Raw genomic sequence first — 23,986 nt, forward strand, 5'->3', positions numbered from 1 at the left:
ACAAAACAATGGTTTAGGAAAGGCCGAGCAGCGTGAGGCTGTCCCGGTGGATGATCTGCTCGATCTTGTCGGCGGGGACGCGCGGCAGCGCCGTGCCCTCGACGATGGCGTTGACGGTGCGCAGCGCGGTGAGCGTCTCGGCCGGGGTGGTGATCGGGTAGTCCGAAGCGAACAGCAGTTTGTCGAGCACGTTCCACTCGGTGGCTTTGATCATTCCCTCGTAGAAGGTGTAGGGCCGGTAGAGCAGGCCCGAGACGTCGGCATAGACGTTGGGGTGCTTGCGGATCACCACCGCGGTATCGACCGTCCAGGGGTGGCCCATATGGGCCATGATGATCTTGAGGTTGGGGTAGCGCATGGCGATCTCGTCGACCACCAGCGGGTGGGCATACTTGATCGGCGCGGTGCGGACCGGCGAAGTGCCGATGTGGAACAGGATCGGCAGCCCGTGCCGCTCGGCCTCGCGGTAGATCGCCAGCGCCCGGCTCTCCAGCGGCTCGAACACCTGGTAATTGGCGCCCATCTTGATGCCCTTGAGGCCGAGGTCGGTGCGCGAACGCTCGATCTCCTCGAGCGCCTTGGGGTCGTGCGGGTGCACCGACATGAAGCCGATCAGCCGGTCGGGATGCGCCAGCGCGAAGGCCGACGTGGCGTCGTTGACGCCCACCGCCACATCGCCGGGCTCGTTGAAGCCGTTGACCCCGCCGGTGCGCTCCCCCGGCGCCCAGGCGACGCCGAAGACGATCGACTTGTCTGCCGGCTGCTGCGCCTCGAGGAAATCGTTCCAGCTGTAGACGGAATCGACCGAGCGGTCGGGCCGCCAGGTGTGGTGCAGGCGCCGGTGTTCCGGCGGCACGGCATGGCGGAACTGCGGGGTATGCGAGTGGACGTCTATGATCATGGAGTGGTGACCTTTTGGGGAGCGCCGAGTTCTTGCGAGATGGCCCGGGCGCAGGCTTCGACGGCCTTGGCGAGGTCGCCGAGGCCATCCTGGGTGACGCGGGTGGTGGGGCCGGAAATGCTGACGGCGGCAACGACGGCGCCGGAATGGTCGCGGATCGGCGCCGCGACGCAGCGCAGCCCCTGCTCGATTTCCTCGTCGTCGATGGCATAGCCGCGCGCCCGGATCTCGGCGATCTGTTCGGCGAGACGCGCCGGATCGGTGATGGTGTGCGGCGTATGCGGCTCGAAACGCATGCGCGCCATCAGCTGCTGGCGCACAGGCTCGTCCTGGAAGGCCAGCAGCGCCTTGCCGACGCCGCTGCAATGCAGAGGGTCTAGGAAGCCGACAAAGCTCGCCATCCGCATCGAACGCGAGGCGTCGAGCTTGTCGATGCAGAGCGCATTGTCCTCGCTGAGGATGGACAGGTGCACCGTCTCGCCCGTTTCGGCGACGAGGCTCTCGAGATGCGGACGCGCCGAGCGGCGGAGATCGAGCTCGCCCATCGCTCGCGCGCCGATCACCAGCGACAGCATGCCCAGCCGATAGGTCTGGCTCTGCTCGTCGCGATCCAGCATTCGCCGCGCCGTCAGCGTCGCGAGAATCCGGAACACCGTGCTCTTGGGCAGCCCGGTATCGGTGACGATGCCGTCCACCGTCAGCACGCCGTTCTTCGCCGCCACCGCGGAGAGAATATCGATCGCCCGATCCACCGACCGAATGGCGTAACGATCTTCGCTAGAATTCACTAGATGAACTCACAGTTTGAATAGTGAACTATCACACACCGGAATCGATCCTGACGTCAAGCCACGCCGCAGATGACCGCCTCGGGACGGGCTGGCGGGCGCGGCAAAAGAGGAGGACTGAGGGGCAAACCGATGGGGGCGGCAGCCGAGTAACCGGCGGCTCTGGCCGGCCTTGCGCCAGCAGCAGGTCTTCCGCGGGCGAGGTTGAGCCGGCCATACGCGAAGCGTACGAGGGCAAAGGCGTCGCGGAGCTCTTAGAAGGAACTGGCTGGGGCGCTAGGATTCGAACCTAGGAATGGCGGTACCAAAAACCGCTGCCTTACCACTTGGCGACGCCCCAACGCGGGCGTTCCTACACGCTTCACCATAGCGACGCAACCAATCGGAAATCACCGCAGTTAGGCGCTTGAGTTGGCTCGGGACCGAGTCTATAACGCGCCTCGCTGGTCGCCGGCCTGCCGAACCTTCCCGGGGTTCCGCATCAAGGGGGCGACACGATCTGACGGAGTATAGCGCAGCCTGGTAGCGCACCTGCTTCGGGAGCAGGGGGTCGAGTGTTCGAATCACTCTACTCCGACCAATCAACCCCGGCCTCCCGCGAGGCCGGGGTTTTTCTTTGGCATCGGCGCCGATGAGGACACAGGCTCCAGAGCGCCGTGGACGCCGGCAGCTGCAACTTCTCGGAGAATTCAGCCGTTTGCACGTGCAGGCCCATCCGCCACGGGTCCACGCGGGCCTGCTTCGCGCAGGCGAGTTGTTAATTTGAATTGCGGTCAGAGGCCCCGGTCCCTAGCTCGGGGCCCGATCAGTGTCTGGAGCAGCGATGAACGACCAACAAGAACACCAGCGCATCGATGCCGAACTCCACAGGCTGGCAGGCGGGTCGGACCCGTTCGCCGCTGCGGTGCGCGCCACGCGCATGCCTATGCTGATTACCGACCCCCGCCAGGACGACAACCCGATCGTGTTTGTCAACGATGCGTTCGCGAAGCTGACGGGATATGCGCGCGCCGAAACACTTGGGCGGAACTGCCGGTTCCTGCAGGGACCTGGCACCAGCACCGCAGACGTCGCACGGATTCGCGACGCCATCGACCGGCGGGTGCCGATCGAGATCGAGCTGCTGAACTACCGGCGCAACGGCACGACGTTCTGGAACAAGCTGCTGATCTCGCCGGTCTTCGACAGTGACGGCGAGCTCACCTTCTTTTTCGCCTCGCAGTTCGACGTGACGCCGGAGCGGGAACGCATCAGCCGGCTCGCCACCGACCGCGAGATGCTCGAAGCCGAGATCGAGAACCGCATCCTCGACCTCGGCGCCGCGGAGGAACGCCTGCGCTTCACCCTGCAGGCCGGCCGACTCGGCGCCTGGACCCTCGACCTGCCGAACGGCCGCCTCGTTGCATCTGCCCAATGCAAGATGATCTTCGGCCGGCCCGCGGCCGATACCTTCACGCTGGCCGACATCGAAGCCAGCCTGGTGGCCAAGGACCGCGTCACCTGGCGCGAAGCGCTCGAGGCGGCGATGCAGGGCGAGGGATATCTCGAAGCCGATCTGCGTATCATGACCCCCGACGACGAGGAGCGCTGGATCGAGATCCGGTCGCAGACGCGGTTCGATGCGGATTCCAAGCCGATGACCCTCGCCGGGGTCGTCCTCGACATCACCGAAAGGCGGGCCGCCGAGGCCCAGCGAGACCTGTTGACGCGCGAGTTGAGCCACCGGGTCAAGAACACCCTCGCCACCGTGCAGTCGATCGTCTCGCAGTCGCTTCGGGACGGCGGCGTCCCTCCCACGGTCGCGACCACCATCGCCGACCGGCTGCAGGCCCTGGCGACGGCGCACGACGTGCTGACCCAGCAGGGATGGACCAGCGCCGATATCGGCGAAGTGGTGTCGGCGACGCTCGCGCCATTCAACAGTCAGGTGAAGCGCATCGCGTTCGGTGGGCCCAGGGTGCGGCTCTCGGCGCGCGCGACGACGGCGATCGCTCTGGCCCTGCATGAGCTCTCGACCAACGCCATCAAGTATGGCGCGCTTGCCAACACCACCGGCAGGATACGGGTGAACTGGGAACTCGAGGACGAGCATCTGGTGCTGAGCTGGACGGAAAGCGATGGTCCCGCCGTGGTCAAGCCCTCGCGGCGCGGGTTCGGCACGAGGCTGATCGACACCGCTCTGGCCGGGACCACTTTCGGCACGGTGGATATGGATTTCCGCCCCACCGGTCTCCGCTTCACCTTCCGTGCGCCCGTAGCCAGCCTCGTCGAGCCCGAGACCATTCGTCCTTATTGACCCCATACGCCTCGGGCGCCGGACATCGAACCCGTTTCCTTTGGCGCCCGAGTCTGATCTGAGACGGCGGAGCCACCTCCCTGGATCCCGCCATGACCCGATCGCCGCACGACGACTTCGCCGACGCCCTCGCCACCTACGAAACCGAGCGCGATGTGGGCCTCGCGCTGCATCGGCTGGCCGAGGCGCTGGTCGGGGTGAAGCTCTTCACCATGACGGCCGACAATCCCTCGGGCGGCTATGTGCGGCGGGTCTATTCGAGCGACGAGGCGGCCTATCCGGTGCTCGGCACCAAGCCGATCGTCTTCGACGACACCTACGAGAAGATGCGCACCGAGCGCTTCATCTACTCGGCCAACTCGGTCAAGCAGATGGAGCAGGACTTTCCCGACCTGAGCTTGATCCGCTCGCTCGGCTGCGGCTCGGCCATCAACATCCCGGTGGTGGCCGGTGGCGAGATGCTGGGCAGCGTCAACCTGCTCGACGTCGAAGGCGCCTACCCCGCCGCCAAGGTCGAAGCGTCGCGCGCCCTGGTGATTCCGGCGGCGGCCTGCTTCCTGATCCTGCGAAGCCGCTTCACCATCTGAACTTGCGTCCGCGCCGCCAAGGTGCTGATATGGCCCGATTATAGTGGGGCTAAAGTTTTGCGTGTCCAGGGCCAAGCGGGGTCGTCCAGGTGACGGCCTATGTGGTGCAGCGCCTGTTGCTGATGCTGGTGACCTTGTTCGCCATCATCACGCTGACCTTCTTCCTGATGCACGCCGTGCCCGGCGGGCCGTTCACCTCCGAGAAGATGCTGCAGCCGGAAATCCAGGCGGCGCTCAACGCCAAGTATCACCTCGATGATCCGCTCTGGCTGCAATACCTCAACTACCTGAAGGGCGTGCTGAGCTTCGACCTCGGCCCGTCGTTCAAATATGCCGGGATGAGCGTCAACCAGATCATCGCCGAGGGCCTGCCGGTCACCATGAAGACCGGCGCCCTGGCGCTGATCTGCGTGGTGGCGCTGGGCGTGCCGCTCGGCATCGTCGCGGCACTCAATCGCAATCGCTGGCCCGACACCCTGGTGATGGTGATCGCCACCATCGGCGTCGCGGTGCCGTCCTACGTCATCGCCACGGTGGCGCTCTACGTCTTCGCGCTGCGGCTCGGCTGGGTGCCGACCTTCGGCCTCGATGATTGGCGCGGCTATTTCCTGCCGGTGTTCGCGCTGTCCGGCTTCTGGATTTCGTTCATCGCCCGGCTGGCCCGCTCGAGCCTGCTGGAGACCCTGCAGCAGGATTACATGATGACCGCCAGGGCCAAGGGGCTGAAGCGCGGCACGGTGCTGTTCAAGCATGGCTTGCGCAACTCGCTGATCCCTGTGGTGACGGTCCTCGGCCCGGTGGTCGCCAATCTCCTCACCGGCTCCTTCGTCATCGAGCAGATCTTCGCGCTCCCCGGCATCGGCCGGCATTTCGTCCTGTCGATCACCAATCGCGATTACACCGCCATCATGGGCATCACCATCTTTTATTCCGCGGTGCTGATGGTGATGATCTTCATCGTCGACATGCTCTATCTCGTGCTCGACCCGCGCATCAAATACCGGGCCGACGCCAAATGACCGACATTGAGATCGCGCCTGAAATGTGGGCCCCGGCAACCAGCGACGGCACGGCCGCCGAGTATATCGCGGCCCCCAGCCTCACCTTCTGGCAGGATGTGCGCCAGCGCCTCTGGGCCAATAAGCCCGCCATGCTGGGGCTCGGCTTCATCATCCTCCTGGTGCTCGCCGCGATCTTCGGGCCGATGCTGTCGCGGCACACCTATTTCGAGCAGAACCTCAAGCTCTCCAACATCCCGCCGCTGTTCCAGACCTACGAGATCACCGACGGCGCCGGGGCGACGACGCGCTTCTTCTTCAACTCTGGCAACCTCAACCTCTACGAGGTGACGCCGTCGGGCGAGGTCGCCGGGCTGATCCGGGCGACCAAGAAAGACCTGATCAAGAAGCAGCAGCGGTTCAAGTTCGGCGACCGCGAGGTGGTGCTCGATACCGCCAAACAGCAGTTGAGCTTCGCCGATGGCACGGCGCTCGCGCCGAGCGGCTGGCAGTGGAACATGAGCCACGTGCTCGGCACCGACCAGCTCGGTCGCGACGTGCTGGCGCGCCAGCTCTACGGCGCCCGCATCTCGCTCACCGTGGCCTTCGTCGCAACGCTGGTGAACTTCTTCATCGGCGTGTTCTACGGCGGCCTCGCCGGCTATCTCGGCGGCAAGGCCGACACCATCATGATGCGCATCGTCGAGGTGATCTCGACCATTCCGCTGACCCTGTACGTCATCCTGATCATGGTGGTGTTCAACTCCGGCTTCCTGTCGGTGGTGCTGGCCATCGGCTCGGTCTACTGGGTCGACATGGCGCGCATCGTGCGCGGCCAGATCCTGACGCTGAAGCAGCAGGACTACGTCGCCGCCGCCCGCACCATGGGCGCCTCGACGCCCCGCATCCTGGTGCGGCACCTGCTGCCCAACTCGGTCGGCCCGATCCTCGTCACCCTCACCATGCTGATCCCGAGCGCCATCTTCATCGAGAGCTTCATGAGCTTCATCGGGCTCGGCGTCACCCCGCCGGAGGCCAGCTGGGGCACGCTGACCTCGGAGGCAGTGGAGACCTTGCGCGCCTACCCCTACCAGCTGTTCTTCCCGGCCGCCGCCATCAGCCTCACCATGTTCGCCTTCAACTTCCTCGGCGATGGCCTGCGCGACGCGCTCGACCCGAGGCTGCGCACATGAGCACGCCCCTGCTTTCGGTCAGCAACCTCTCGACCAGCTTCTTCACCTCGCGCGGCGAGGTGCAGGCAGTGCGCGGCGTCTCGTTCGAGCTCAATGCCGGCGAGATCCTGGGCATTGTCGGCGAGTCCGGCTCGGGCAAGTCGATCACCTGCATGAGCCTGATGGGCCTGCTGCGCAGCAGCGGTCGGGTGATCGCCGGCACCGCGTCGTTCGAAGGCCGCGATCTGCTGGCGCTCGACGAAGACGAGCTCAGCACGCTGCGCGGCAACGAGATCTCGATGATCTTCCAGGATCCGATGACCTCGCTCAATCCGACGCTCACCGTCGGCGAGCAGGTGATCGAGACCATCCTCAGGCATCGCAAGGTCAGCCGTGCCGAGGCGCGCGCCCGCGCCGTCAAGCTGTTCGAACTGGTCCGCATCCCTTCCGCCGCCAAGCGGCTCAAATCCTACCCGCACGAGTTCTCCGGCGGCATGCGCCAGCGGGTGATGATCGCCATCGCGCTCGCCTGCGACCCGAAACTGCTGATCGCGGACGAGCCGACCACCGCCCTCGACGTCACCATCCAGCGCCAGATCCTGGCGTTGCTGAAGGAACTGCAGGGTCGCCTCGGCATGGCGGTGATCCTCATCACCCACGATCTCGGCGTCATCGCGGAAACCGCCGACCGGGTGCTGGTGATGTATGGCGGTATGGTGATGGAAGAGGGCCCGGTGCGACAACTGTTCGCGCGGCCCTCGCATCCCTATACGCGCGGGCTGCTCGCTTCGATCCCCGACCTCCGCGACGAGACGCAGCAGCGGCTGACCCCGATCCCCGGCTCGCCGCCGGACATGCTGCGCCCGCCCCCGGGCTGTCCCTTCGCGCCGCGCTGTCCGCATGCCATGGCCCAGTGCAACGCCGCGCTACCGCCGCTCTATGATGTCGGCGAAGGGCACCGCGCCCGTTGCTGGCTGCACCACCCTGAAGCGCCGCGCGTCGCCGGCATCACCGCCGAGCTCGTCCCCGCATGACCGATACCCCGCTGGTCGAACTCAAGCACCTCACCAAGCATTTCTCGCTGCCGGGCGACCTCTTCGGCCGCAACCGGCCGTTGCTGAAGGCGGTCGACGGCGTCGACCTCGAGATCCGCCGCGGCGAAACGCTTGGGCTGGTCGGCGAAAGCGGCTGCGGCAAGTCCACCCTGGCGCGCACCCTGATCCGGCTGTTCCAGCCGACCTCCGGCCATATGCTGTTCGATGGCCAGGACATTGCCGACCTGCCGGAACGGCAGCTGGCGCCCTACCGGCGACGCATGCAGATGATCTTTCAGGATCCCTATGCCTCGCTCAACGGCCGCATGACGGTGCAGAGCCTGATCGCCGAGCCGCTGGAGATCGCCGGCATCGGCACGCAAGCGTCGCGGGCGCAGCGGGTCGGCGAGCTCCTGGCGCGGGTCGGGCTCAATGCCGATCATGCGCATCGCTTCCCGCACGAATTCTCCGGCGGCCAGCGCCAGCGCATCGGCATTGCCCGCGCCATCGCGTTAACCCCCGAACTGGTGATCTGCGACGAGCCGATTTCGGCGCTCGACGTGTCGATCCAGGCCCAGGTGGTCAACATGCTCGAGGACCTGCAGGCCGAGCTCGGCCTCACCTACCTGTTCATCACCCACGATCTGTCGATGGTACGCCACATCTCCGACCGCATCGGGGTGATGTATCTGGGCAAGATCGTCGAGCTCGCCGGCAACGATACGCTCTATCGCGCCCCGGCCCACCCCTACACCAAGGCGCTGCTCGCCTCGATCCCGGTGGCCGATCCCGAGGCGCGCCGCGACGTCGCGCCGATGCGCGGCGAGATCCCGAGCCCTATCGATATCCCATCCGGCTGCCGCTTCCGCACGCGCTGCCCGTTCGCCACCGAACTCTGCGCCCGGGTCGAGCCGCCGCTCAGCGACGTCGGCGGAGGTCATCTCGCCGCCTGCCACTATGCGGCGGAGGTCATGGGCGGCCAAGCGGTGGCCGCCTGAACGTTTTCGACTTTCAACGGGACCGGACAACGGTCCGCAAAACAGGAGAGAAACTTATGCTGAAGCGATTGCTGCCGCTCTGTGCCGCGGCCCTGCTGGCTTCGGTCGGCCCGGTCTGGGCTGCCGGCGAGCTGACCTATGTGGTCAACAACGAATCCGCCGCCTACGATCCGGGCACCACCGCCGAGACCTTCGCTACGCCGATCATCGGCAATGCCTTCGAAGGCCTGGTGAAATACGCCTCCGACGGCGCCGTTGTGCCGGCGCTGGCCGAGAGCTGGACCATCAGCGATGACGGCCTCACCTACACCTTCAAGCTGCGCGCCGACGCCAAGTGGTCGGACGGCAAGCCGGTGACGGCAGGCGACTTCGTCTATGCCTGGAAGCGCGTCCTGACCCCGGCATCCGGCGCCAAGAACAGCCAGATGCTCTATGGCATCGTCGGCGCCGAGGAGTTCTACGCCGACCAGTCCAAGGACAATGTTGCGGTCTCGGCCACCGACGACCACACGCTGACTTTCACCCTGAAGCAGCGCGTGCCCTACATGCTGCAGCTGCTCGGTTTTTCCACCTTCTTCCCGGTGCGCGAGGACATCGTTTCCGCCGATCCCGATGGCTGGACCCGCAAGCCCGACACCTATATCGGCACCGGCCCGTTCCGCGTCACCGCGATGAACTTCGGCGAGTCGATCGTGCTGGAGAAGAACCCCGAATACTACAACGCCGCCAATGTCAGCCTCGACAAGCTGACTTTCCGGCTGATCCCCGACCCGGCCACCGCGCTCGCCGCCTACGAGGCCGGCGATGTCGACGGCGTCGAAGCCGTGCCGGCCCCGGAAATCCCGCGCCTCGCTTCCGAAGACAATAACGGCTTCCTGGTCGTGCCGGCGCTCGGCACCACCTACGCCTTCTTCAACCCGCACCAGAAGCCGCTCGACGACGTCCGCGTCCGCAAGGCGCTGTCGATGGCGATCGATCGCGAGGAAATCGTCGAGTTCGTGCTGCAGTCGGCCGACATCCCGGCGATGGCGCTGGTGCCACCGGGCATGAACGTCGCCGGTGAGGATTTCCGCGACGGCTCCGATACCTTCGGCCTCGCGCCGACCGCCGAGGTCGATGCGGCCAAGGCGCTGCTGGCCGAGGCCGGCTATCCGGATGGCGCCGGCTTCCCCGACACGGTGTTCGTCACCTATTCGTCCCCCCCGATCGAGAAGCTGCTCGAAGCCATCCAGCAGATGTGGAAGAAGAACCTCAACATCGACGTCAAGATCCAGGCGTCCGAGTGGCAGGTGTTCTATCCCGAAGTGCAGAAGGTTCAGTACCAGATCGCCCAGATGGGGTGGGGCGCCGACTATCCGCACCCGATGACCTTCCTCGATAACTTCGTCACCGGCAGCGCCAACAACCTCGCCAACTGGTCCAACGCCGACTACGACAAGCTGATCGCCGACGCCAAGGCCACCAATGACGAGAAGCAGTCGCTGGCCGACATGCGCGCCGCCGAGGCGCTGATCATGAACGACATGGTGATCCTGCCGCAGTATCACCGCAACCAGTACATGATGATGAAGCCCTACGTGAAAGGCTTCTGGCGCTCGCCGCTGAACACGCCGTATTTCGACGCGGTCACCATCGAGAAGTAAGCGCCAGGCGCTGGCCGGTGCGGGTTGCCCGCACTGCGCCGTGAGCCTTCGAACCCCGGTCTCCCACGAGGCCGGGGTTTGTCGTTCAGGCGCCCCGCTCGACCGGCGTCAGGTAGGGCAGGCGGGCCGCCTCAGGCATCGGCCCGAGCCGGTCCACCATCTCGATATTGGGGTGCATCGAGCGATGCAGGTGCGTCTCCAGCATGCGGCAGGCACTGTCGAGATCGCCGTCGAGCAGCAGATCGTAGATGCTGCGGTGCTCTTCCAGCATGGTGGAAATCTCGTTGCCCGTCCGGTGGCTGCGGAACGTCGCGTGCGTGGCGATCAGCAGCAGCTGGCTGCGCTGCACCGCCTGCAACAGTTGCCGGTTGTTGCAGCGCGCCACCGTGTCGATATGCAGGTCCTGCTCGATGCCTTCGAGTTCCATGATGCCGCGCTCACCGCCCTGCGCCCGCACCACGCGGTCGCGCCGGGCGGTCAGCTCGGCTGCGGTGAATTTGGGGAAGGCCTGGCGCAGCGCCACCGGCTCGAGGATCCAGCGCATCTCGTAATGCTCGCGGATCGACTCGGCGGTCAGCGGCCCGGCATACCAGCGCTGGTTGGCCTCCTGCACGATGATGCCGGTACGGGCCAGCCGGGTCAGCACCTCGTGCGCGATGGTCCGGCTCACCCCGTAATGCTCGGCCAGCGCCGATTCGTTGAGCATGAAGCGGCCATAGGCAAGGCTCGCGGCGACGGCGTGTTCGACTTCGGGGTAGATCCTGAGCCCGATATTGCGGGGCGACGCGTCGGCTTCGAGCGCTGCCGGCAGCACCAGGCCGGCCTCGCTGAGTTCGAGCCGCAGCGGCTTAGGCGACGCTTCGCCGCCCCGGGCGATGAAGCCGCGGCCGGCAAAGCCGCCGATCAGCCCCTCTTCGTTCAACCGCTTCAGCGCCGCTGCCGCCGGGATGCGGCTCGCCTTGAAGGCGCGCGCCACATTGGCTTCGCCCAGCACCAGTCCGGCCGGAAACGCCTCCCGCACCAGGTGCTCGCGGAGCACCGCATAGATGGTCTGGTACAGCGGGGCTTCGGGCTTCGGCGACATCGGGCGCCGTTCTACCACCTTGCCCGCCTTCCTGTCTGCGGTCCGATGCGATCGCATATTTGTCCGCTACTGCTTTGAATATCCGCTGGGTGCGCCGACATTCGCCAGTCGGTCCAGCTTCTCGATATCGGTCGTTACGCACTGTGCATGCAATATGCATTGATGCGCTGCCGATTTGCAAGACTGCCGTACGCGTGAAGGGGCGCCACTGGCCCGCACCCCCCCTTGACTCTGGCGTCATCACGTAACATATGCAGTTACATGATGCGCGACAGTCGACTTTCGGGCGTCCTGCACGTCCTGCTGCATATGGCTGAGTATGATGGGCCGGTGACCTCGGAGCTGCTGGCCAAAGCCATGCACACCAATCCGGTGGTGATCCGCCGCACCATGGCCGGGCTGAAAGCCAAAGGCTACGTACAGTCCGGGCGTGGCCATGGCGGCGGCTGGACGCTGGCCGAGGGCTTTGGCCGCCTGACGCTGCGCGACATCTACAGCGCACTCGGTTCGCCCACGCTGCTCGCCATCGGCAACCGCAGCGACAATCCAAACTGCCTCGTCGAGCAGGCGGTAAACGCTGCCCTCGATGACAGTTTCGCCGCGGCCGAGGCGCTGCTGCTGCAGCGGCTGGGGGAAGTAACCCTCGCCGAGCTCAGCGCCGACTTCCATCGCCGCATGCTGGCCCGCGGCGCCCATATCGATCTGGAGCACTCCCATGCATCATGATGCCATCGTCATCGGCGGCAGCTTCGCCGGCCTGTCCGCCGCCATGTACATCGCCCGGGCGCGCCGCTCGGTGGCGATCATCGACGCCGGCCTGCCGCGCAACCGCTTCGCCGCCCACTCGCATGGCTTCTTCGGTCATGACGGCAGCACCCCCGCCGCCATGCTCGACAAGGCCCGCGCCCAGGTGCTGGCCTATCCGACGGCGTCATTGGTCGTTGGCGAGGCGCGCACCGCCCGGCCGCATGGCGACGGTTTTGCCGTCACCCTCGCATCGGGCGCCGAACTTACCGCCGATCGCCTGGTGCTGGCCTTCGGCCTCAGCGACGAACTCCCCGGTCTTCCCGGCCTCGCCGAGCGCTGGGGGCATTCGGTCATCATCTGCCCCTATTGCCACGGCTTCGAGTTCTCCGGGCAGCGGCTGGGCGTCCTGGCGATGACCCCGATGTCGGCGCACCAGGCCATGCTGGTGGCCGAGTGGGGGCCGGTGACCTATTTCAGCAACGGCTTCGAGCCCGATGCTGCGACGCGTGACGAGCTGATCCATCGGGGCGTCAGCATCGAAGCGACGCCGGTGGTGGGGCTCAGCGGTGCGGCGCCCGCGCTCTCGGCGGTGGACCTGGCCGATGGCCGCCGGGTCGCCATCGACGCGCTATTCATCGGTCCGCAGTCACGGCTGAACAGCGACATTGCCGACCAGCTCGGGTGTGCCTCCGAGGATGCCCCGTTCGGTCGGCTCATTCGCACCGACGCGCTGAAGCAGACCAGCGTGCCCGGAGTCTTTGCGGCCGGCGACATTGCCCGCCCGATGCATAGCGTCAGCTTCGCCGTGGCGGATGGGGTGCTGGCCGGCACGGCGCTGCACCGCTCGCTGGTCTTCCCTATCGCCGCGTGAGCCGGCGCCCCGTCAGCCAGTGGCCAGCATCGCCTCGATCTCGGCCCGGGTCGGCATCGACGGGGCCGTGCCCGGCTTCTGCACCGACAACCCGGCGGTGGCGCAGCCGAAGCGAATGGCTTCGACCGGCGACTGGCCCTCGGCCAGCGCCACGGCAAAGCCGCCATTGAAGGCATCGCCGGCGCCGGTGGTTTCGACCACCTTGGGCACCTTGAAGGCGGGGACCATGTGAGTGCCCGATTCGCCGTAGAGCAGGGCGCCCTTTTCGCCCAGGGTGATCAAGGCATTCTTCGCGCCGCGACGAACGAGTTCCTTGGCGGCAGCCAAGGCGTCGGCTTCGCTCTCGACCTTGAGCCCGGTCAGCGTCGCCGCTTCGGTCTCGTTCGGCGTGACATAGTCGCAGAGCGCGTAGATCGCGTCGTCGACCGGAAGCGCCGGCGCCGGGTTGAGGATGGTGATCACCCCGTGCTTGCGGGCCAGGGTAAGCCCGGCGATCGCTGTCTCGACCGGCTGCTCGAACTGCGTCACCAGCACCTTCGAGCCGGCGATGGTCTGCTCGGCCGCCGCGACGTCGGCCGGCGACAGCTTCGCTGCCGCGCCGCTCTCGACGATGATGGCGTTGTTGCCGGTCTCGGTGGATACGAAGATGAAGGCCGCGCCGGTCGGCAGCTCCTCATCGATCGCCACGGCCGAAGTGTCGATGCCGTCGGCGGCCCAGGCCTTCTGCGCCATCTCGCCAAAGGTGTCGCGGCCGATACGGGTGATCATTCGCGCCTCGCCCCCGGCCCGCGCTGCCGCGATCGCCTGGTTCGAGCCCTTGCCGCCAGGACCATCCTTGAACCCCTGGCCGAGAATGGTCTCGCCCATCAGCGGCAGGCGCGGCGCCCGGAACGCCAGGTCCGCCACGAAAATCCCGAGCACTGCGACCGGTGCGCGCATGGTTCCTCCTCTTTGGGCGCTGTTCGCGCCTCGAAGTTGTTTTCCGGCAGACGGCCCCCTCCCATCCTCGCCCATGAAGGGGGAGGTGCCTCGCCGGTGCGTCAGGCTCAATCCAGCCACAAACCCGACTCTTCACCTCCCCCTTTATGGGGGAGGCTGGGAGGGGACCGTCTCTATCAGTTACGTGAGCTTCCCCGCCTTCAGCGCCGCAAGAATCCAGTCCCGGTACTTCTCGTCCCGACCCTCGATCTCGGGGGAAACCTTGCTGGCTTCGGTCATGAAGTAAAGATAGTCGCGCCCCATCGCTTCGCCGCGTCCGGTATGCATGTCGACGGCGAAATCCGGAATTTCCGGCAGCCGTTCGCCGAACGCCATGGCGTGCTTGGCCCAATTGACCATATCGTCGCTGGTGCGGTCCTTCTTGCCCAGCGACAGCACGCGGATGGCGTGCGCGGCGAACAGGAACCGGTCATGCGTCGGCCGGTCGAAGCGCTGGTGCGTGCGGTAGAGCGTATCGACCAGCACCGGCGCGTCGAGGTTGCCGAAGCCGACATCCTCGACCGAGATCACCGCCAGCCGGTCCCACAGCTTCTGCTCAAGTTCGGGGCTGGTGAGGTACATCTCCCAGCCGAGCAGCACGGCATTCTCGGTGAGCCCGCGCCGGATGGATTTCTGCAGCGCCGAAATGACTTCGTCGGCCGGAAGGCCGTTCTCGGTGGTGGTGCGCTGCCACGGATCGGGCGCCTGCTTCACCTTGGTCATTTGCCGCTCACCCAGTTCGCGATGTTGTTCCACAACGGCGCATAACCGGTCCAGTCGACGAAGGGCGGCGGCGCCCAGTGCGGCCCGCAATCGGAGGTGAACACCGCCGAGCGGCCCTCGCCGAAGGTGCCGACCGCGATCAGCGGATCGCCGCCGACCCGCACCAGCACGTCCGCATCGGGCTTGGCTACCACCTCGTTGTAGCCGAGCAGCGCCGGCCATTCCCCGTTGATCCCCTTGGTGATGGGATGGCCGGGATCTCCGACATGGGCGACGACACCCTGCGGGTTCTCCCGCCGGTCGTCATGGCGATAGAGGGTCACCGGCAGCACTTCTTCGATCGCCGTGCCGGCATACTGGCCCTTGGCGTCGATGCCCTGGAAGGTGAGATAGCCGCCGATCATCACGAGGCCGCCGCCGTTGCGTACGTAATCCCTGATCGCGTTCAGGCGGTTGGGGAGCGGCACCGAGCGCACGAAAGTGTCGGGGTGCAGCAGCAGCGTGTTGGCGCCGATATCGGACAGCATCACCACGTCGTAGGCGGCGAGCGCTTCGGCGGTCTGCGGAAAATCCCGTGCCGCCAGGTGGTTGGGGAGGAATGTCACCTCCCAGCCACCGCCCTCGAGCGCCGCCTTCAGCCAGCGCACGCCCTCGTTGTATTCGGTGGTGGTGAAGCTGTCGAAACCCTTGGTGTGGATCGAGTGGGTGACCCAGGATTCCCCGGCAATCAATACGCGCTTACTCACGCTACAAAGTCCTTCCGTGTGGGTGCGGCGACCGACTGGCGCCGGATGAGTTCGACGGGCAACCGCGTCAACAGCGGCGGTGCTTCGCCATTGAGCAGCGCCAACAGGGTCTGGAACCCCTGGCGTCCGAGCTGCTCCACGGGCTGGCGGATGGCGGTCAGCGGCGGCGTCAGCAGCGCGCCGAAAGGCATGTCGTCGAAGCCGATCAGCGAGATGTCGTCCGGGACGCTGATGCCTGCCTCCTTGAGGCCCATCACCGCGCCGATGGCGAGGTAGTCCGAAGAGGCGAAGATCGCCGTCGGCGGCATGGGCAGCTCGAGAAATTTCCGTGTTGCGACGCGCGCTAGTTCCGGCGCGAAGCTGCCGATGGCGACATATTCCGGTCGCACCGCGATGCCGGCCTCGTTCATCGCCAGCAGGAACCCTTCGCGCCGTTCGGTGACGGTCAGCAGCCCATGCGGGCCGCCCAGATAGGCGATGCGGCGGTGCCCGGCTTCGATCAGGTGGCGGGTCGCGGCGTGTGCGCCCTCGGTGTTCTCGACGAACAGCCGCGGCACCCCCACCCCGGGAATGTCCTCGTCGACGATGACGACGTTCCGCCGCTTGCCGATTAGCGCCGCGAGGGTTCCGTCATCGGGCGTGTTGGTCATCATCAACAGGCCGTCGACATGGCGGTCGTGCAGCCGCTCGAGCGAGGCGATCTCGCGGTCGCGGTCGGAGCGGGTGGAGCTCATGAACACGGTGTAGCCGTGCCGGTCGGCCTCGTCCTCGAAGGCCGAGGCCAATTCGGCGAAGAACGGCTCGCGGATTTCCGGCGTCACCAGGCCAACCGCCTCGGTCTTGCCGGTGGAAAGCCGCTTGGCGAGCAGGTTCGGCCGGTAATCGAGCTTGGCGATCGCCGCATCAATGCGGCTCGCCGTCGAGGGCGGCAACTCGATACGATTGTTGAGGTACCGGGACACCGTTGTCGGCGACACCCCGGCATCCTGCGCCACATCATGGATCGTTGCCATCGCACCCCCACTCGCGCCGGTAAGCTAGATCGATGCAAGCGCTTTAGTAAAGCGGTTTCGTAGACAGATTCCCGGGTGTTTGTCGCCGCGGTTTCTCTCCTCCCTCTCAAGGAGGAGGGAGGCGATCGCATCGAGTTCGGCGTCCCTGACCGGCGCTTCTACCAGACGATGGGATGCACTTCGCCCGTCGATACATTGACGAAACCCTCCGGCGCCAGCGGCGAGGGTGCCACCAGCACCCAGGTCCACGGCGCGCAGGTGAGCGTCGCGAACATCAGCCGCTCCGGAAAGCCGGGGTTCCAGCGGGGGCGGAAGGTCGGCTCGTACATCCAGTCGACCTCTGCGGCGGCGCGGTAGAGCGCCTGCATGTCGGCGTCGAGCTCCGCCGCCGGGCGCTTCGACATCAACCCGCCGATCTCGAAGCGGACCGTCGCCGTGACCTTGCCCTTGTGCACGAGGGCCCAGCCCCCCTGCGTTTCCCGCAATGTATTGACTGCCAGCGCCATGGCGGCATCGGAGGAGCCGCAGGTCCAGATATTGTGCTTGTCATGCGCCACCGAGCAGGCGACGGCGGTGTCAGGGTCGCGCGGCCCGCAGCCGCGCCAGAACATCCTCGCGACCTTGCCCTCGCCCGAGAAGCGGTCGACGATGGCGAACTTGGTGAGGTTCTCGCTGTCGAGCCGTTGCACTTCGCCGTCGGCGACCGGCAGCTCCATGGTGTAGAAATCCGGATGCCAGTGGAACGGCCGGATCACCGCCGCCTGCATGGTCGTTCGCCCCGGCGCCGCCTTGATGGCGAAGTCGCCCGGCGTGAGCTCGCGCTGGATGTTGATGGTTCGCGTTGCCCAGTCCGGCCAGTCGATGTCCGGCACCTTGCCGATGAAGCTCGTCCCCTCCGAGATCTGCGCCCCATCGGCCCAGACCTTGGCGATCTTCAGCGAAGCGACGTCATCGAGCAGCACCATGTCGGCAAACCGCCCGGGCGAGATCGAGCCGACCCAGGGCGTCAGCCGCATGTGTCGCGCCGGATTGATTGTGGCGCACTGAATGGCGATTTCCGCCGGCAGGCCGGCGGCGATGGCGGTGCGGATATTGTGGTCGGTGGCCCCGGTCTCGAGCGTCAGCGTGGCGCTGCGGTCGTCGGTGGCGAACGCCACCTGGCTCCAGTCGACCAGGCCCTTCTGCAGCAGCCCGGTGATGATCTCGGTCATCGAATGGATGCGGATCTCGATGAACAGGCCGTGCCGCAACTTGTCCCAGGCCTCGTCGGCGGTCATCATCTCGTGGTCGGAGGCGAGGCCGGCCGCGGCGAAGGCGTTGATTTCGCCCAGGGTCCTCAGCCCCGCGCCATGGCCCTCGACCACGCCGCGCGCCGCGAAGGTCGCCTCGATCATTCCCCAGAGCCGCTGGTGCGACGGGTTCTCGGGGTTCCACACCGCCGGCCAGTCCATCACCTCGTCGAGGCCGGTAACCATGGGGCTCGCGGCCATGAACCTCGCCTGCTCGTCATGGCCGAAATGCCCGCCGCCCCACTCGTAAGCGGTGGGCGGCACGGCCGAGCCCGGTTGCGGGAACACCTTCAGCGGCGAGCCGGCCTGCCGGGCGGTCAGCCAGAACTCGAGGTTGTGCGGGCCATCGACATTGGAAAACTCGTGGCTTGCCTCGCAGGTCCAGGTATTGCCGCGCGGCATCACCAGCGCGGCTTCCCATTCCGGCGTCAGGTGCGAGCTTTCGATGTGCTTGTGCACTTCGCCGAAGCCGGGCACCGCGGCGAGCTTGGGCTCGTGGAACCGCTCCTTGACCTGCCCCTGGTATTCGCCCGCCGGCCCGACCCAGGCGATGCGCTTGCCGCGCATCACGATCTCCTGGTCATGCATCCACGTGCGCGAATGCACGTCGAGCAGTTTTCCGACCCGCAGCGACCGGTCGGCCGGCCGCTTGCCGAGCGCCACCAGCAGCAGGTCCTGTCGGATCTTCACTTCGTCGGCGGCGGTGATGAGGAGGTCGTTTGGGAGGGAGGTCATGCAGATATCCTATCGATAGAGACGGCCCCCTCCCATCCTCCCCCATGAAGGGGGAGGTGCCCCGCCGGTGCTTTTGGCAGGATCGAGCGACAGCCTCGACTCTTCACCTCCCCCCTTGTGGGGGAGGTCGGGAGGGGGCCGTCTGCTTCAGTCGGGTTCAAATTCCGTACTTCTTCTTCCATAGGCCGATGAGCCTCAGGCTTTCCGCCGCGATCCCCCCGATCAGTTCCGCTCCCTTCTGCGCCGTGGCCGGTCGCGGGTCGCCGAACACGCCTGATCTGTTGAAGGCCGAAAGCTTCATCGGCTCGGATCCGAACAGCTCCGGGAACTCGGGATACTCGGGAGCGGCGCGCTCCATCCGCACCGTCTCGGGCGCCAGCGCGAGCATCATCGAGGTCTCGACCTCGTCGGCGTGGTAGAAGCCCGGGCCGGCGGGTTCGCTCTCCATCAGCTCGGCGGCCAGCGCCTCGAGCCGGGGATAGTCGAGATGCAGCACCGGAAGACCCGCCTCGCTCAGCGTGCGCGCCGCGAGGTTGATCGGCTCGCGGTTGCCGAAATGCCCGTTGACGGTGATCAACCCCTTTACGCCCATCCGCTGCAGGCCGCGGCCGATATCGGTCACCGTCAGGCGCAGGGTTTCGGGCGACAACGACAACGTTCCGGCCCAGGCCTCGGCCGTCCAGGCGTCGCCATAGGCGATGGCGGGGAGCAGCAGCGCGTCGCAACCCGCGGCGATGCGGCGGGCCACGCCGCTCGCCAGCACCGTGTCTGTCAGCACCGGCAGATGCGCGCCATGCTGCTCCACCGCGCCGACCGGCAACACGGCGATCAGCCCGCGGGCGATCGCCGCCGAGATCTCTTCCCAACTGGCGCTTTGCGTATCGAGCATCAGGCCCATCCTGCGATGTTGAGCGGCGCCCGGGGTGCGATCCTGCCGAGCAGTTCGGTGACGCTCAGGCTGTAGTCGACATTGCCGCCGAGCCGGGTGCCGAGCGCGGCCTCCGCGATATCGGCGGTTTCGTAGCCATGCGCAATCAGATTGATCATCGCCGCCTGCAAGGGGCCCATGCTCGGGTTGAAAGCGACGCTCTCGATCGAGAAGCCGGACACCAGCTGCCCGTCATTGAGCGCCAGCACCACGGCGCCCGGGCATTTGCTGTAGGGCGAATGGGCGCGTCGTCCGGCATCGAGCAGCCGATCGGCGATGGCGACCGGCAAGTCGTGGCCCGCGAGTTCGAGCGTCGCGTCATAGGCGCCGGCCACCGCCCCGCGCTCACCCAGGTAATCCGGATCGAACGGCCAGGGATAGAGCTGCGGCATCGTCAGCCGATGTCCGAGCGGGTCGATCAGCGTCAGTTTGCGGCTGGTGGCGAACTCCGAGATGTACTGCCTGCAATGCGCGCACGGGTGGGCTTCGCCGATCGCAATGGTCTCGATGCTCGTGCCGCGCGCCGCGGCGCGGGTGAACACGAACCCCTCTCCGTGCACGGTGAACCCCAGATGGGTGCCGGGGAATTCCACATTGCCGCCCAGGATCAGGTTGCCGGTCTCGCGCTCCAGCCCCACCGCGCCGACGAAGAAATTCGAAATCGGCGGCCGGGCGATGCCGCGGGCGGGCGCCAGCGCCAGAAGCATCAGCTCCTCGACGCTGCCCAGGCCGAAGCTTTGCCGCAGTATCTGCGCTTCGCCGGCGAGCACGATGCTGCCGAGATTATCTTCGGGCCGGCGCGCTTTTGTTGCGATCAGCCGCATGATTTCTGCGCTAACCCTGTCGCCGATCTCGGCAGTCTGACGCTCACATCGAGCGGCGATAGCGGGGTCGGCCCGGAACGGATTGAGGCTCACTTCGGGTGCTCTGGTCGTGCCGCGAATGCATTTGACAAGCGGCTTTTGAGTGTCGTTAGATCGCCATGTAAACCGGTTTACCGGACGGGGGTCAAATGGGTTCAACGCTTATCCACGGAGCGACGGTTCTTTCCGTGGACGCTGAAAATCGGGTGTTCGAGGGTGGTTTCGTGGCCATCCGCGAGGGTCGGATCAGCGGTGTAGGACCACGCGACGCCACTCCCAACCCGTCCGGCTTCGACGAGGTGTTCGACCTGACCGGACACCTCGTCATGCCGGGCCTCGTCAATGCTCATACCCACTCGGTGATGGTGCTGTTCCGCGGCCGCTCGGAAGGCCAGAGCCTCCTGACCATGGAGGGCTGGTACAACTCGATCCGCGAGCCGGAGCTGTCGTTGCTGGCGTCCGATGTCGGCCCCGCGGTGGCGCTGAGCTGCGCCGAGATGGCGCTCTCGGGCACCACCACCTTCTGCGATCAGTATTTCTTTGCCGAGGAGATCGCCGACGCGGTGAAGGCCGCGGGCCTCCGCTCGGTCATCGCCTATGGCATCGTGCAACTGGGCGACGAACGCCGCGGCGAGGAGGAACTGGCCAAGGCCACGGCCTTCCTCGAGCAGCAGCGCTCGGCCGACGGTCGCATCATCCCCTGGTTCGGTCCGCACGCGCCGTATGTCGACAACACCGAGGCGCTGCTCGTCGAGGAGGTGGCGGTTGCCAACAAATATGGCGTCGGCCTCCACCTGCACATGGCCTGCGGGCCCGAAGACAACGAGGAAACCGAGCGCCGCTACGGCACCACAGCGGCGGTAGCGCTCGAAAAGCTGGGCTTCTTCAACGGCCGCATCCATGCGGCGCACTGCATCGACCTCAGCCCCGAGGATATCGCGGTATTCGCCCGGGCGCCGCATGCATCGGTGTCCTACAACGCCTCGGCCGGGCTGCGCTCGGGCCGTGCCGGCATCTGCCCGGCGGTCGAGCTCCGGGCTGCCGGCGTCACCGTGGCGCTCGGCACCGACAACGTCGCCGCCAACAATTCCTACGACATGGTCTCCGAGATGCGGGTCGCGGGCCTCGTGGCGTCGCACCGCGAGGGCGTCGCGCAGCCGCTGTCGAGCCGCGATCTGGTCCGCATGGCGACGATCGAAGGGGCCAGGGCGCTGGGCCTCGAGCACGAGATCGGCAGCCTCGAGGTCGGCAAGGCCGCCGATATCGCGGCATTCGACCTGCGTGGCGCCGGCTATTCCGAGACGCCGGACCCCGAGACCCTGTTGGTCTATTCCGGCAGTGGCCGTGACCTGCGTCATCTTTGGGTGAGTGGCGAGCAGTTGGTCGCCGACCGGACCTTGACGCGCCGGCCCTTCGGGGACATTCGACAGGCTTACTCGGCGACTTACGCCGACTTCTGGAAGCGCGTCCAGGAAGCCAAGACGGACGCCAAGAACAAGAAAGCTGTAGCTTGACCAAACGTACGTTCATTTTCGACAGCGACGGTGGCGTCGACGACGCCCAGGCGCTCATTCTGCTGGTTGCCAACGGCAAGGTGCCGGACCTGATCACCACGGTGTTCGGCAATGTCGGGCGCGACCAGGCGACGATCAACCTCCTCGCCACTTGCGCCCAGCTCGGGCTCTCAATCCCGGTGCATCGCGGCGCCGATCGTCCGCTGACCCAGCCGATCATCGATGCCAAATACGTGCATGGCGATGATGGCCTCGGCGGCGCTCCGCGTCCCGCCAAGCAGGAAACCCATGCCTCCGACGACGGCGTCGGCGTGCTGATCCGCACCTTCAACGAGGCCAAGGCGAAGGGCGAAAAGGCCGATATCCTGATGATCGGGCCGCTCACCAACCTGGCGCTGGCGCTCCGTCTCGATCCCTCGATCGTCGATGGCATCGGCACGCTCACCATCATGGGCGGTAATGTCTATGGTCGCGGCAACACCACGCCGGCGGCCGAGTTCAACATCTATGCCGACCCCGAGGGGGCGCATGTGGTGCTGACCGCCGGCATCGAGACGGTGGTGATCCCGTGGGAGCCATGCCTCACCCACTTCATGGTGGGCGACAGGATCGACGCGCTGTTCGCCTCGATCCCGGCCTCGCCGCTCAAGAGCTTCAACGAGGCGCTGCAGAAGCATGCCCGCGACAACGGCATCCGTCGCGGCCTGCCCGATCGCTTCCTTTATGTCGATCCGCTGGCTGCTGCCGTGGTGCTCGATCCCTCGATGGTCACCAAGTCGATCACCGCGTCGTCCAGCGTCGAACTGGCCCCCGGGCTGACCCGTGGCATGACGCTGGTCGATCCCTCCGGGCGCCTCGGCACCCCCAAGATTACGTTCGTCGAGGAGGTCGACGTTGCGAAGGTCGACGCGCTCTACGCCGTATCCGCCGCCTATTCACCCAAGCATTAGAACAAACGCAAACAGGAGTGCGCATGTCTCTGATCTCGACTTTTGCCAAGGCCGCAGCAGGTACCCTGCTCGCCGCCTCGATGATGGCGTCGACGGCGATCCCCGCCGCCGCCCAGGAATACACCAAGGACAACCCGCTCAAGGTTGCGCTGGTGCTGCACGGCACGCTGGGCGACAAGAGCTTCTTCGATGACGCCGCCGCCGGCATGAAGCGCGCCGAAGCCGAGCTGCCGGTCACCGTCAAGATCATCGAGGCCGGCTACGACCGCTCGAAGTGGCAGCCGGCGCTCGCCGATGCCACCGACTCCGGCTACGACGTGATCATCGCCGGCACCTTCGACATGACCGGCTACATCGCCGAACTGGCGCCGCAGTATCCCGACGTCAAGTTCATCGACTTCGACGACGCCCCCGACTTCACCAAGTGCGACTGCAAGAACGTGCTCGGCGTGCAGTACACCACCTCGTCCGCCGGCTATCTCGCCGGCTACGCGGCGGCCAAGATCTCCAAGTCCGGGATCCTCGGCACCATCATCGGCATGGAGTTCCCCACCGTCACCGACTTCAAGGTCGGCTTCGACCAGGGCGCTCTGGCCGCCAATGACAAGGTGCAGATCCTGAATGCCGTCGCCGGCACCTTCAACGATCCGGCCAAGGGCAAGGAAATCGCCCTCGCCCAGATCAACCAGGGCGCCGACATCATCTTCCCGATCGCCGGCGGTACCGGCATCGGCTCGCTGCAGGCGGTCAAGGATTCGCCGGGCAAGCTCGCCGTCGGCGTCGACAGCGACCAGGCCGCGATCTTTGCCAGCACCGACCCGGCACAGGCCGACGTGATCTTCACCTCGGTGGAAAAGAAGGTCGGCCAGTCGCTGCTGCTGGCACTCAAGGGCACCATCGACGGCACCCAGGTCTATGGCCAGCGCGTGCTGCTCGGCCTCAAGGACGGCGCCGTGGGCATCTCCAAGAACGCCCAGTACGAAAAGCTCGTGCCGGCCGAGGTGCGGACCGAGGTCGACGCCCTCGAGGCCAAGATCATCGCCGGTGAGATCACCGTCAACACCGACATGAAGTAAACCGACCGGGCCCCGCGGCAACGCGGGGCCCGATCTTTCTGGTGCGGGGTCG

At 66.3% G+C, this 23,986-nt stretch carries 22 protein-coding genes and 2 tRNA genes; 13 read left to right on the forward strand and 11 right to left on the reverse strand.

Going from position 1 to position 23,986, the window contains the following annotated elements; genetic code table 11:
* Positions 1–13: 13 nt before the first annotated feature.
* The 3 genes from APS40_RS12065 to APS40_RS12075 all read right to left on the reverse strand — a co-directional run bounded on the left by APS40_RS12065 (position 14) and on the right by APS40_RS12075 (position 2,029).
* Complete coding sequence (locus tag APS40_RS12065) at positions 14–901, reverse strand: amidohydrolase family protein (protein ID WP_055047290.1); 888 nt, start codon at positions 899–901, stop codon at positions 14–16.
* The gene (locus APS40_RS12070) at positions 898–1,689 is read right to left on the reverse strand and encodes an IclR family transcriptional regulator (protein WP_082434359.1); all 792 of its coding nucleotides are present in this window, start codon (positions 1,687–1,689) and stop codon (positions 898–900) included. The genes APS40_RS12065 and APS40_RS12070 overlap by 4 nt, the downstream gene beginning before the upstream one ends.
* Before the next feature lie 265 nt (positions 1,690–1,954).
* A tRNA-Gln gene (locus tag APS40_RS12075) sits at positions 1,955–2,029 on the reverse strand.
* 163 nt (positions 2,030–2,192) lie between these two features.
* On the opposite strand from APS40_RS12075, the gene APS40_RS12080 reads away from it, so the two are divergent.
* The 8 genes from APS40_RS12080 (at position 2,193) to APS40_RS12115 (ending at position 10,417) form a co-directional block, all read left to right on the forward strand.
* Positions 2,193–2,269: transfer RNA gene (locus APS40_RS12080), tRNA-Pro, on the forward strand.
* A 243-nt stretch (positions 2,270–2,512) separates the two neighbouring features.
* Positions 2,513–3,985 carry an HWE histidine kinase domain-containing protein gene (locus tag APS40_RS12085; protein ID WP_055047292.1) on the forward strand — a complete coding sequence of 491 codons (1,473 nt, stop codon included), beginning with the start codon at positions 2,513–2,515 and terminating at the stop codon, positions 3,983–3,985.
* Positions 3,986–4,077: 92 nt separating this feature from the next.
* On the forward strand, positions 4,078–4,572 hold the full coding sequence (locus APS40_RS12090) for a hypothetical protein (RefSeq protein WP_055047293.1): 495 nt from the start codon (positions 4,078–4,080) through the stop codon (positions 4,570–4,572).
* Positions 4,573–4,661: 89 nt separating this feature from the next.
* Positions 4,662–5,591 carry an ABC transporter permease gene (locus APS40_RS12095; protein WP_156342918.1) on the forward strand — a complete coding sequence of 310 codons (930 nt, stop codon included), beginning with the start codon at positions 4,662–4,664 and terminating at the stop codon, positions 5,589–5,591.
* Positions 5,588–6,763: an ABC transporter permease gene (locus tag APS40_RS12100; RefSeq protein ID WP_197279487.1), complete on the forward strand. Its 1,176-nt coding sequence runs from the start codon at positions 5,588–5,590 to the stop codon at positions 6,761–6,763. Before APS40_RS12095 ends, APS40_RS12100 begins: the two co-directional genes overlap by 4 nt.
* A complete protein-coding gene (locus tag APS40_RS12105) occupies positions 6,760–7,776 on the forward strand; it encodes an ABC transporter ATP-binding protein (RefSeq protein WP_055047294.1) in 1,017 nt (338 codons plus the stop codon). The genes APS40_RS12100 and APS40_RS12105 overlap by 4 nt, the downstream gene beginning before the upstream one ends.
* Entirely contained in the window at positions 7,773–8,774 is a 1,002-nt protein-coding gene (locus APS40_RS12110; RefSeq protein WP_055047295.1) for an ABC transporter ATP-binding protein, read from the forward strand. Before APS40_RS12105 ends, APS40_RS12110 begins: the two co-directional genes overlap by 4 nt.
* A 56-nt stretch (positions 8,775–8,830) precedes the next feature.
* On the forward strand, positions 8,831–10,417 hold the full coding sequence (locus APS40_RS12115) for a peptide ABC transporter substrate-binding protein (protein ID WP_055047296.1): 1,587 nt from the start codon (positions 8,831–8,833) through the stop codon (positions 10,415–10,417).
* Between the two features lie 85 nt (positions 10,418–10,502).
* Here APS40_RS12115 and APS40_RS12120 read toward each other — a convergent pair whose 3' ends face one another.
* Positions 10,503–11,501, reverse strand: coding sequence for a GntR family transcriptional regulator (locus APS40_RS12120; RefSeq protein ID WP_055047297.1), 999 nt, complete (start codon positions 11,499–11,501; stop codon positions 10,503–10,505).
* Between the two features lie 261 nt (positions 11,502–11,762).
* Here APS40_RS12120 and APS40_RS12125 point away from each other — a divergent pair, with 261 nt between their 5' ends.
* Positions 11,763–12,227, forward strand: coding sequence for an Rrf2 family transcriptional regulator (locus tag APS40_RS12125; protein ID WP_055047298.1), 465 nt, complete (start codon positions 11,763–11,765; stop codon positions 12,225–12,227).
* The gene (locus tag APS40_RS12130; protein WP_055047299.1) at positions 12,217–13,119 is read left to right on the forward strand and encodes an NAD(P)/FAD-dependent oxidoreductase; all 903 of its coding nucleotides are present in this window, start codon (positions 12,217–12,219) and stop codon (positions 13,117–13,119) included. Before APS40_RS12125 ends, APS40_RS12130 begins: the two co-directional genes overlap by 11 nt.
* Before the next feature lie 12 nt (positions 13,120–13,131).
* Here APS40_RS12130 and rbsK read toward each other — a convergent pair whose 3' ends face one another.
* The 7 genes from rbsK to APS40_RS12165 all read right to left on the reverse strand — a co-directional run bounded on the left by rbsK (position 13,132) and on the right by APS40_RS12165 (position 20,448).
* On the reverse strand, positions 13,132–14,058 hold the full coding sequence (rbsK, locus tag APS40_RS12135; RefSeq protein ID WP_055047300.1) for a ribokinase: 927 nt from the start codon (positions 14,056–14,058) through the stop codon (positions 13,132–13,134).
* Between the two features lie 180 nt (positions 14,059–14,238).
* Complete coding sequence (locus APS40_RS12140) at positions 14,239–14,820, reverse strand: AAA family ATPase (RefSeq protein ID WP_055047301.1); 582 nt, start codon at positions 14,818–14,820, stop codon at positions 14,239–14,241.
* Complete coding sequence (locus APS40_RS12145) at positions 14,817–15,566, reverse strand: glutamine amidotransferase (protein ID WP_055047302.1); 750 nt, start codon at positions 15,564–15,566, stop codon at positions 14,817–14,819. Before APS40_RS12145 ends, APS40_RS12140 begins: the two co-directional genes overlap by 4 nt.
* The gene (locus tag APS40_RS12150) at positions 15,563–16,579 is read right to left on the reverse strand and encodes a LacI family DNA-binding transcriptional regulator (protein WP_055047303.1); all 1,017 of its coding nucleotides are present in this window, start codon (positions 16,577–16,579) and stop codon (positions 15,563–15,565) included. Before APS40_RS12150 ends, APS40_RS12145 begins: the two co-directional genes overlap by 4 nt.
* A 158-nt stretch (positions 16,580–16,737) precedes the next feature.
* Positions 16,738–18,603, reverse strand: a complete 1,866-nt coding sequence (locus tag APS40_RS12155) for an adenine deaminase (RefSeq protein WP_055047304.1) — start codon at positions 18,601–18,603, stop codon at positions 16,738–16,740.
* Between the two features lie 157 nt (positions 18,604–18,760).
* Positions 18,761–19,492 carry a creatininase family protein gene (locus APS40_RS12160; protein ID WP_055049644.1) on the reverse strand — a complete coding sequence of 244 codons (732 nt, stop codon included), beginning with the start codon at positions 19,490–19,492 and terminating at the stop codon, positions 18,761–18,763.
* Positions 19,492–20,448, reverse strand: coding sequence for a cytidine deaminase (locus APS40_RS12165; RefSeq protein ID WP_156342920.1), 957 nt, complete (start codon positions 20,446–20,448; stop codon positions 19,492–19,494). The genes APS40_RS12160 and APS40_RS12165 overlap by 1 nt, the downstream gene beginning before the upstream one ends.
* A gap of 134 nt (positions 20,449–20,582) precedes the next feature.
* On the opposite strand from APS40_RS12165, the gene APS40_RS12170 reads away from it, so the two are divergent.
* The 3 genes from APS40_RS12170 to APS40_RS12180 are packed head-to-tail and all read left to right on the forward strand — an operon-like array spanning position 20,583 to position 23,934.
* On the forward strand, positions 20,583–21,908 hold the full coding sequence (locus tag APS40_RS12170) for an amidohydrolase family protein (RefSeq protein WP_197279488.1): 1,326 nt from the start codon (positions 20,583–20,585) through the stop codon (positions 21,906–21,908).
* Positions 21,905–22,858: a nucleoside hydrolase gene (locus tag APS40_RS12175; protein WP_156342921.1), complete on the forward strand. Its 954-nt coding sequence runs from the start codon at positions 21,905–21,907 to the stop codon at positions 22,856–22,858. The genes APS40_RS12170 and APS40_RS12175 overlap by 4 nt, the downstream gene beginning before the upstream one ends.
* 23 nt (positions 22,859–22,881) lie before the next feature.
* Positions 22,882–23,934: a BMP family lipoprotein gene (locus APS40_RS12180; RefSeq protein ID WP_055047307.1), complete on the forward strand. Its 1,053-nt coding sequence runs from the start codon at positions 22,882–22,884 to the stop codon at positions 23,932–23,934.
* The last annotated feature ends 52 nt before the right edge of the window (positions 23,935–23,986 follow it).

The organism is Devosia sp. A16 (genome assembly GCF_001402915.1).
Classification (GTDB): Bacteria; Pseudomonadota; Alphaproteobacteria; order Rhizobiales; family Devosiaceae; genus Devosia_A.

Bases quoted from the DNA above. Each gene is read 5' to 3' on its own strand.
- APS40_RS12085 (WP_055047292.1), top strand. From the start codon at position 2,513: ATGAACGACCAACAAGAACACCAGCGCATCGATGCCGAACTCCACAGG.
- APS40_RS12100 (WP_197279487.1), top strand. From the start codon at position 5,588: ATGACCGACATTGAGATCGCGCCTGAAATGTGGGCCCCGGCAACCAGC.
- APS40_RS12160 (WP_055049644.1), bottom strand. From the start codon at position 19,492: ATGCTCGATACGCAAAGCGCCAGTTGGGAAGAGATCTCGGCGGCGATC.
- APS40_RS12150 (WP_055047303.1), bottom strand. From the start codon at position 16,579: ATGGCAACGATCCATGATGTGGCGCAGGATGCCGGGGTGTCGCCGACA.
- APS40_RS12110 (WP_055047295.1), top strand. From the start codon at position 7,773: ATGACCGATACCCCGCTGGTCGAACTCAAGCACCTCACCAAGCATTTC.
- APS40_RS12140 (WP_055047301.1), bottom strand. From the start codon at position 14,820: ATGACCAAGGTGAAGCAGGCGCCCGATCCGTGGCAGCGCACCACCACC.
- APS40_RS12130 (WP_055047299.1), top strand. From the start codon at position 12,217: ATGCATCATGATGCCATCGTCATCGGCGGCAGCTTCGCCGGCCTGTCC.
- APS40_RS12065 (WP_055047290.1), bottom strand. From the start codon at position 901: ATGATCATAGACGTCCACTCGCATACCCCGCAGTTCCGCCATGCCGTG.
- APS40_RS12125 (WP_055047298.1), top strand. From the start codon at position 11,763: ATGATGCGCGACAGTCGACTTTCGGGCGTCCTGCACGTCCTGCTGCAT.
- rbsK (WP_055047300.1), bottom strand. From the start codon at position 14,058: ATGCGCGCACCGGTCGCAGTGCTCGGGATTTTCGTGGCGGACCTGGCG.
- APS40_RS12180 (WP_055047307.1), top strand. From the start codon at position 22,882: ATGTCTCTGATCTCGACTTTTGCCAAGGCCGCAGCAGGTACCCTGCTC.
- APS40_RS12115 (WP_055047296.1), top strand. From the start codon at position 8,831: ATGCTGAAGCGATTGCTGCCGCTCTGTGCCGCGGCCCTGCTGGCTTCG.
- APS40_RS12120 (WP_055047297.1), bottom strand. From the start codon at position 11,501: ATGTCGCCGAAGCCCGAAGCCCCGCTGTACCAGACCATCTATGCGGTG.
- APS40_RS12155 (WP_055047304.1), bottom strand. From the start codon at position 18,603: ATGACCTCCCTCCCAAACGACCTCCTCATCACCGCCGCCGACGAAGTG.
- APS40_RS12090 (WP_055047293.1), top strand. From the start codon at position 4,078: ATGACCCGATCGCCGCACGACGACTTCGCCGACGCCCTCGCCACCTAC.
- APS40_RS12105 (WP_055047294.1), top strand. From the start codon at position 6,760: ATGAGCACGCCCCTGCTTTCGGTCAGCAACCTCTCGACCAGCTTCTTC.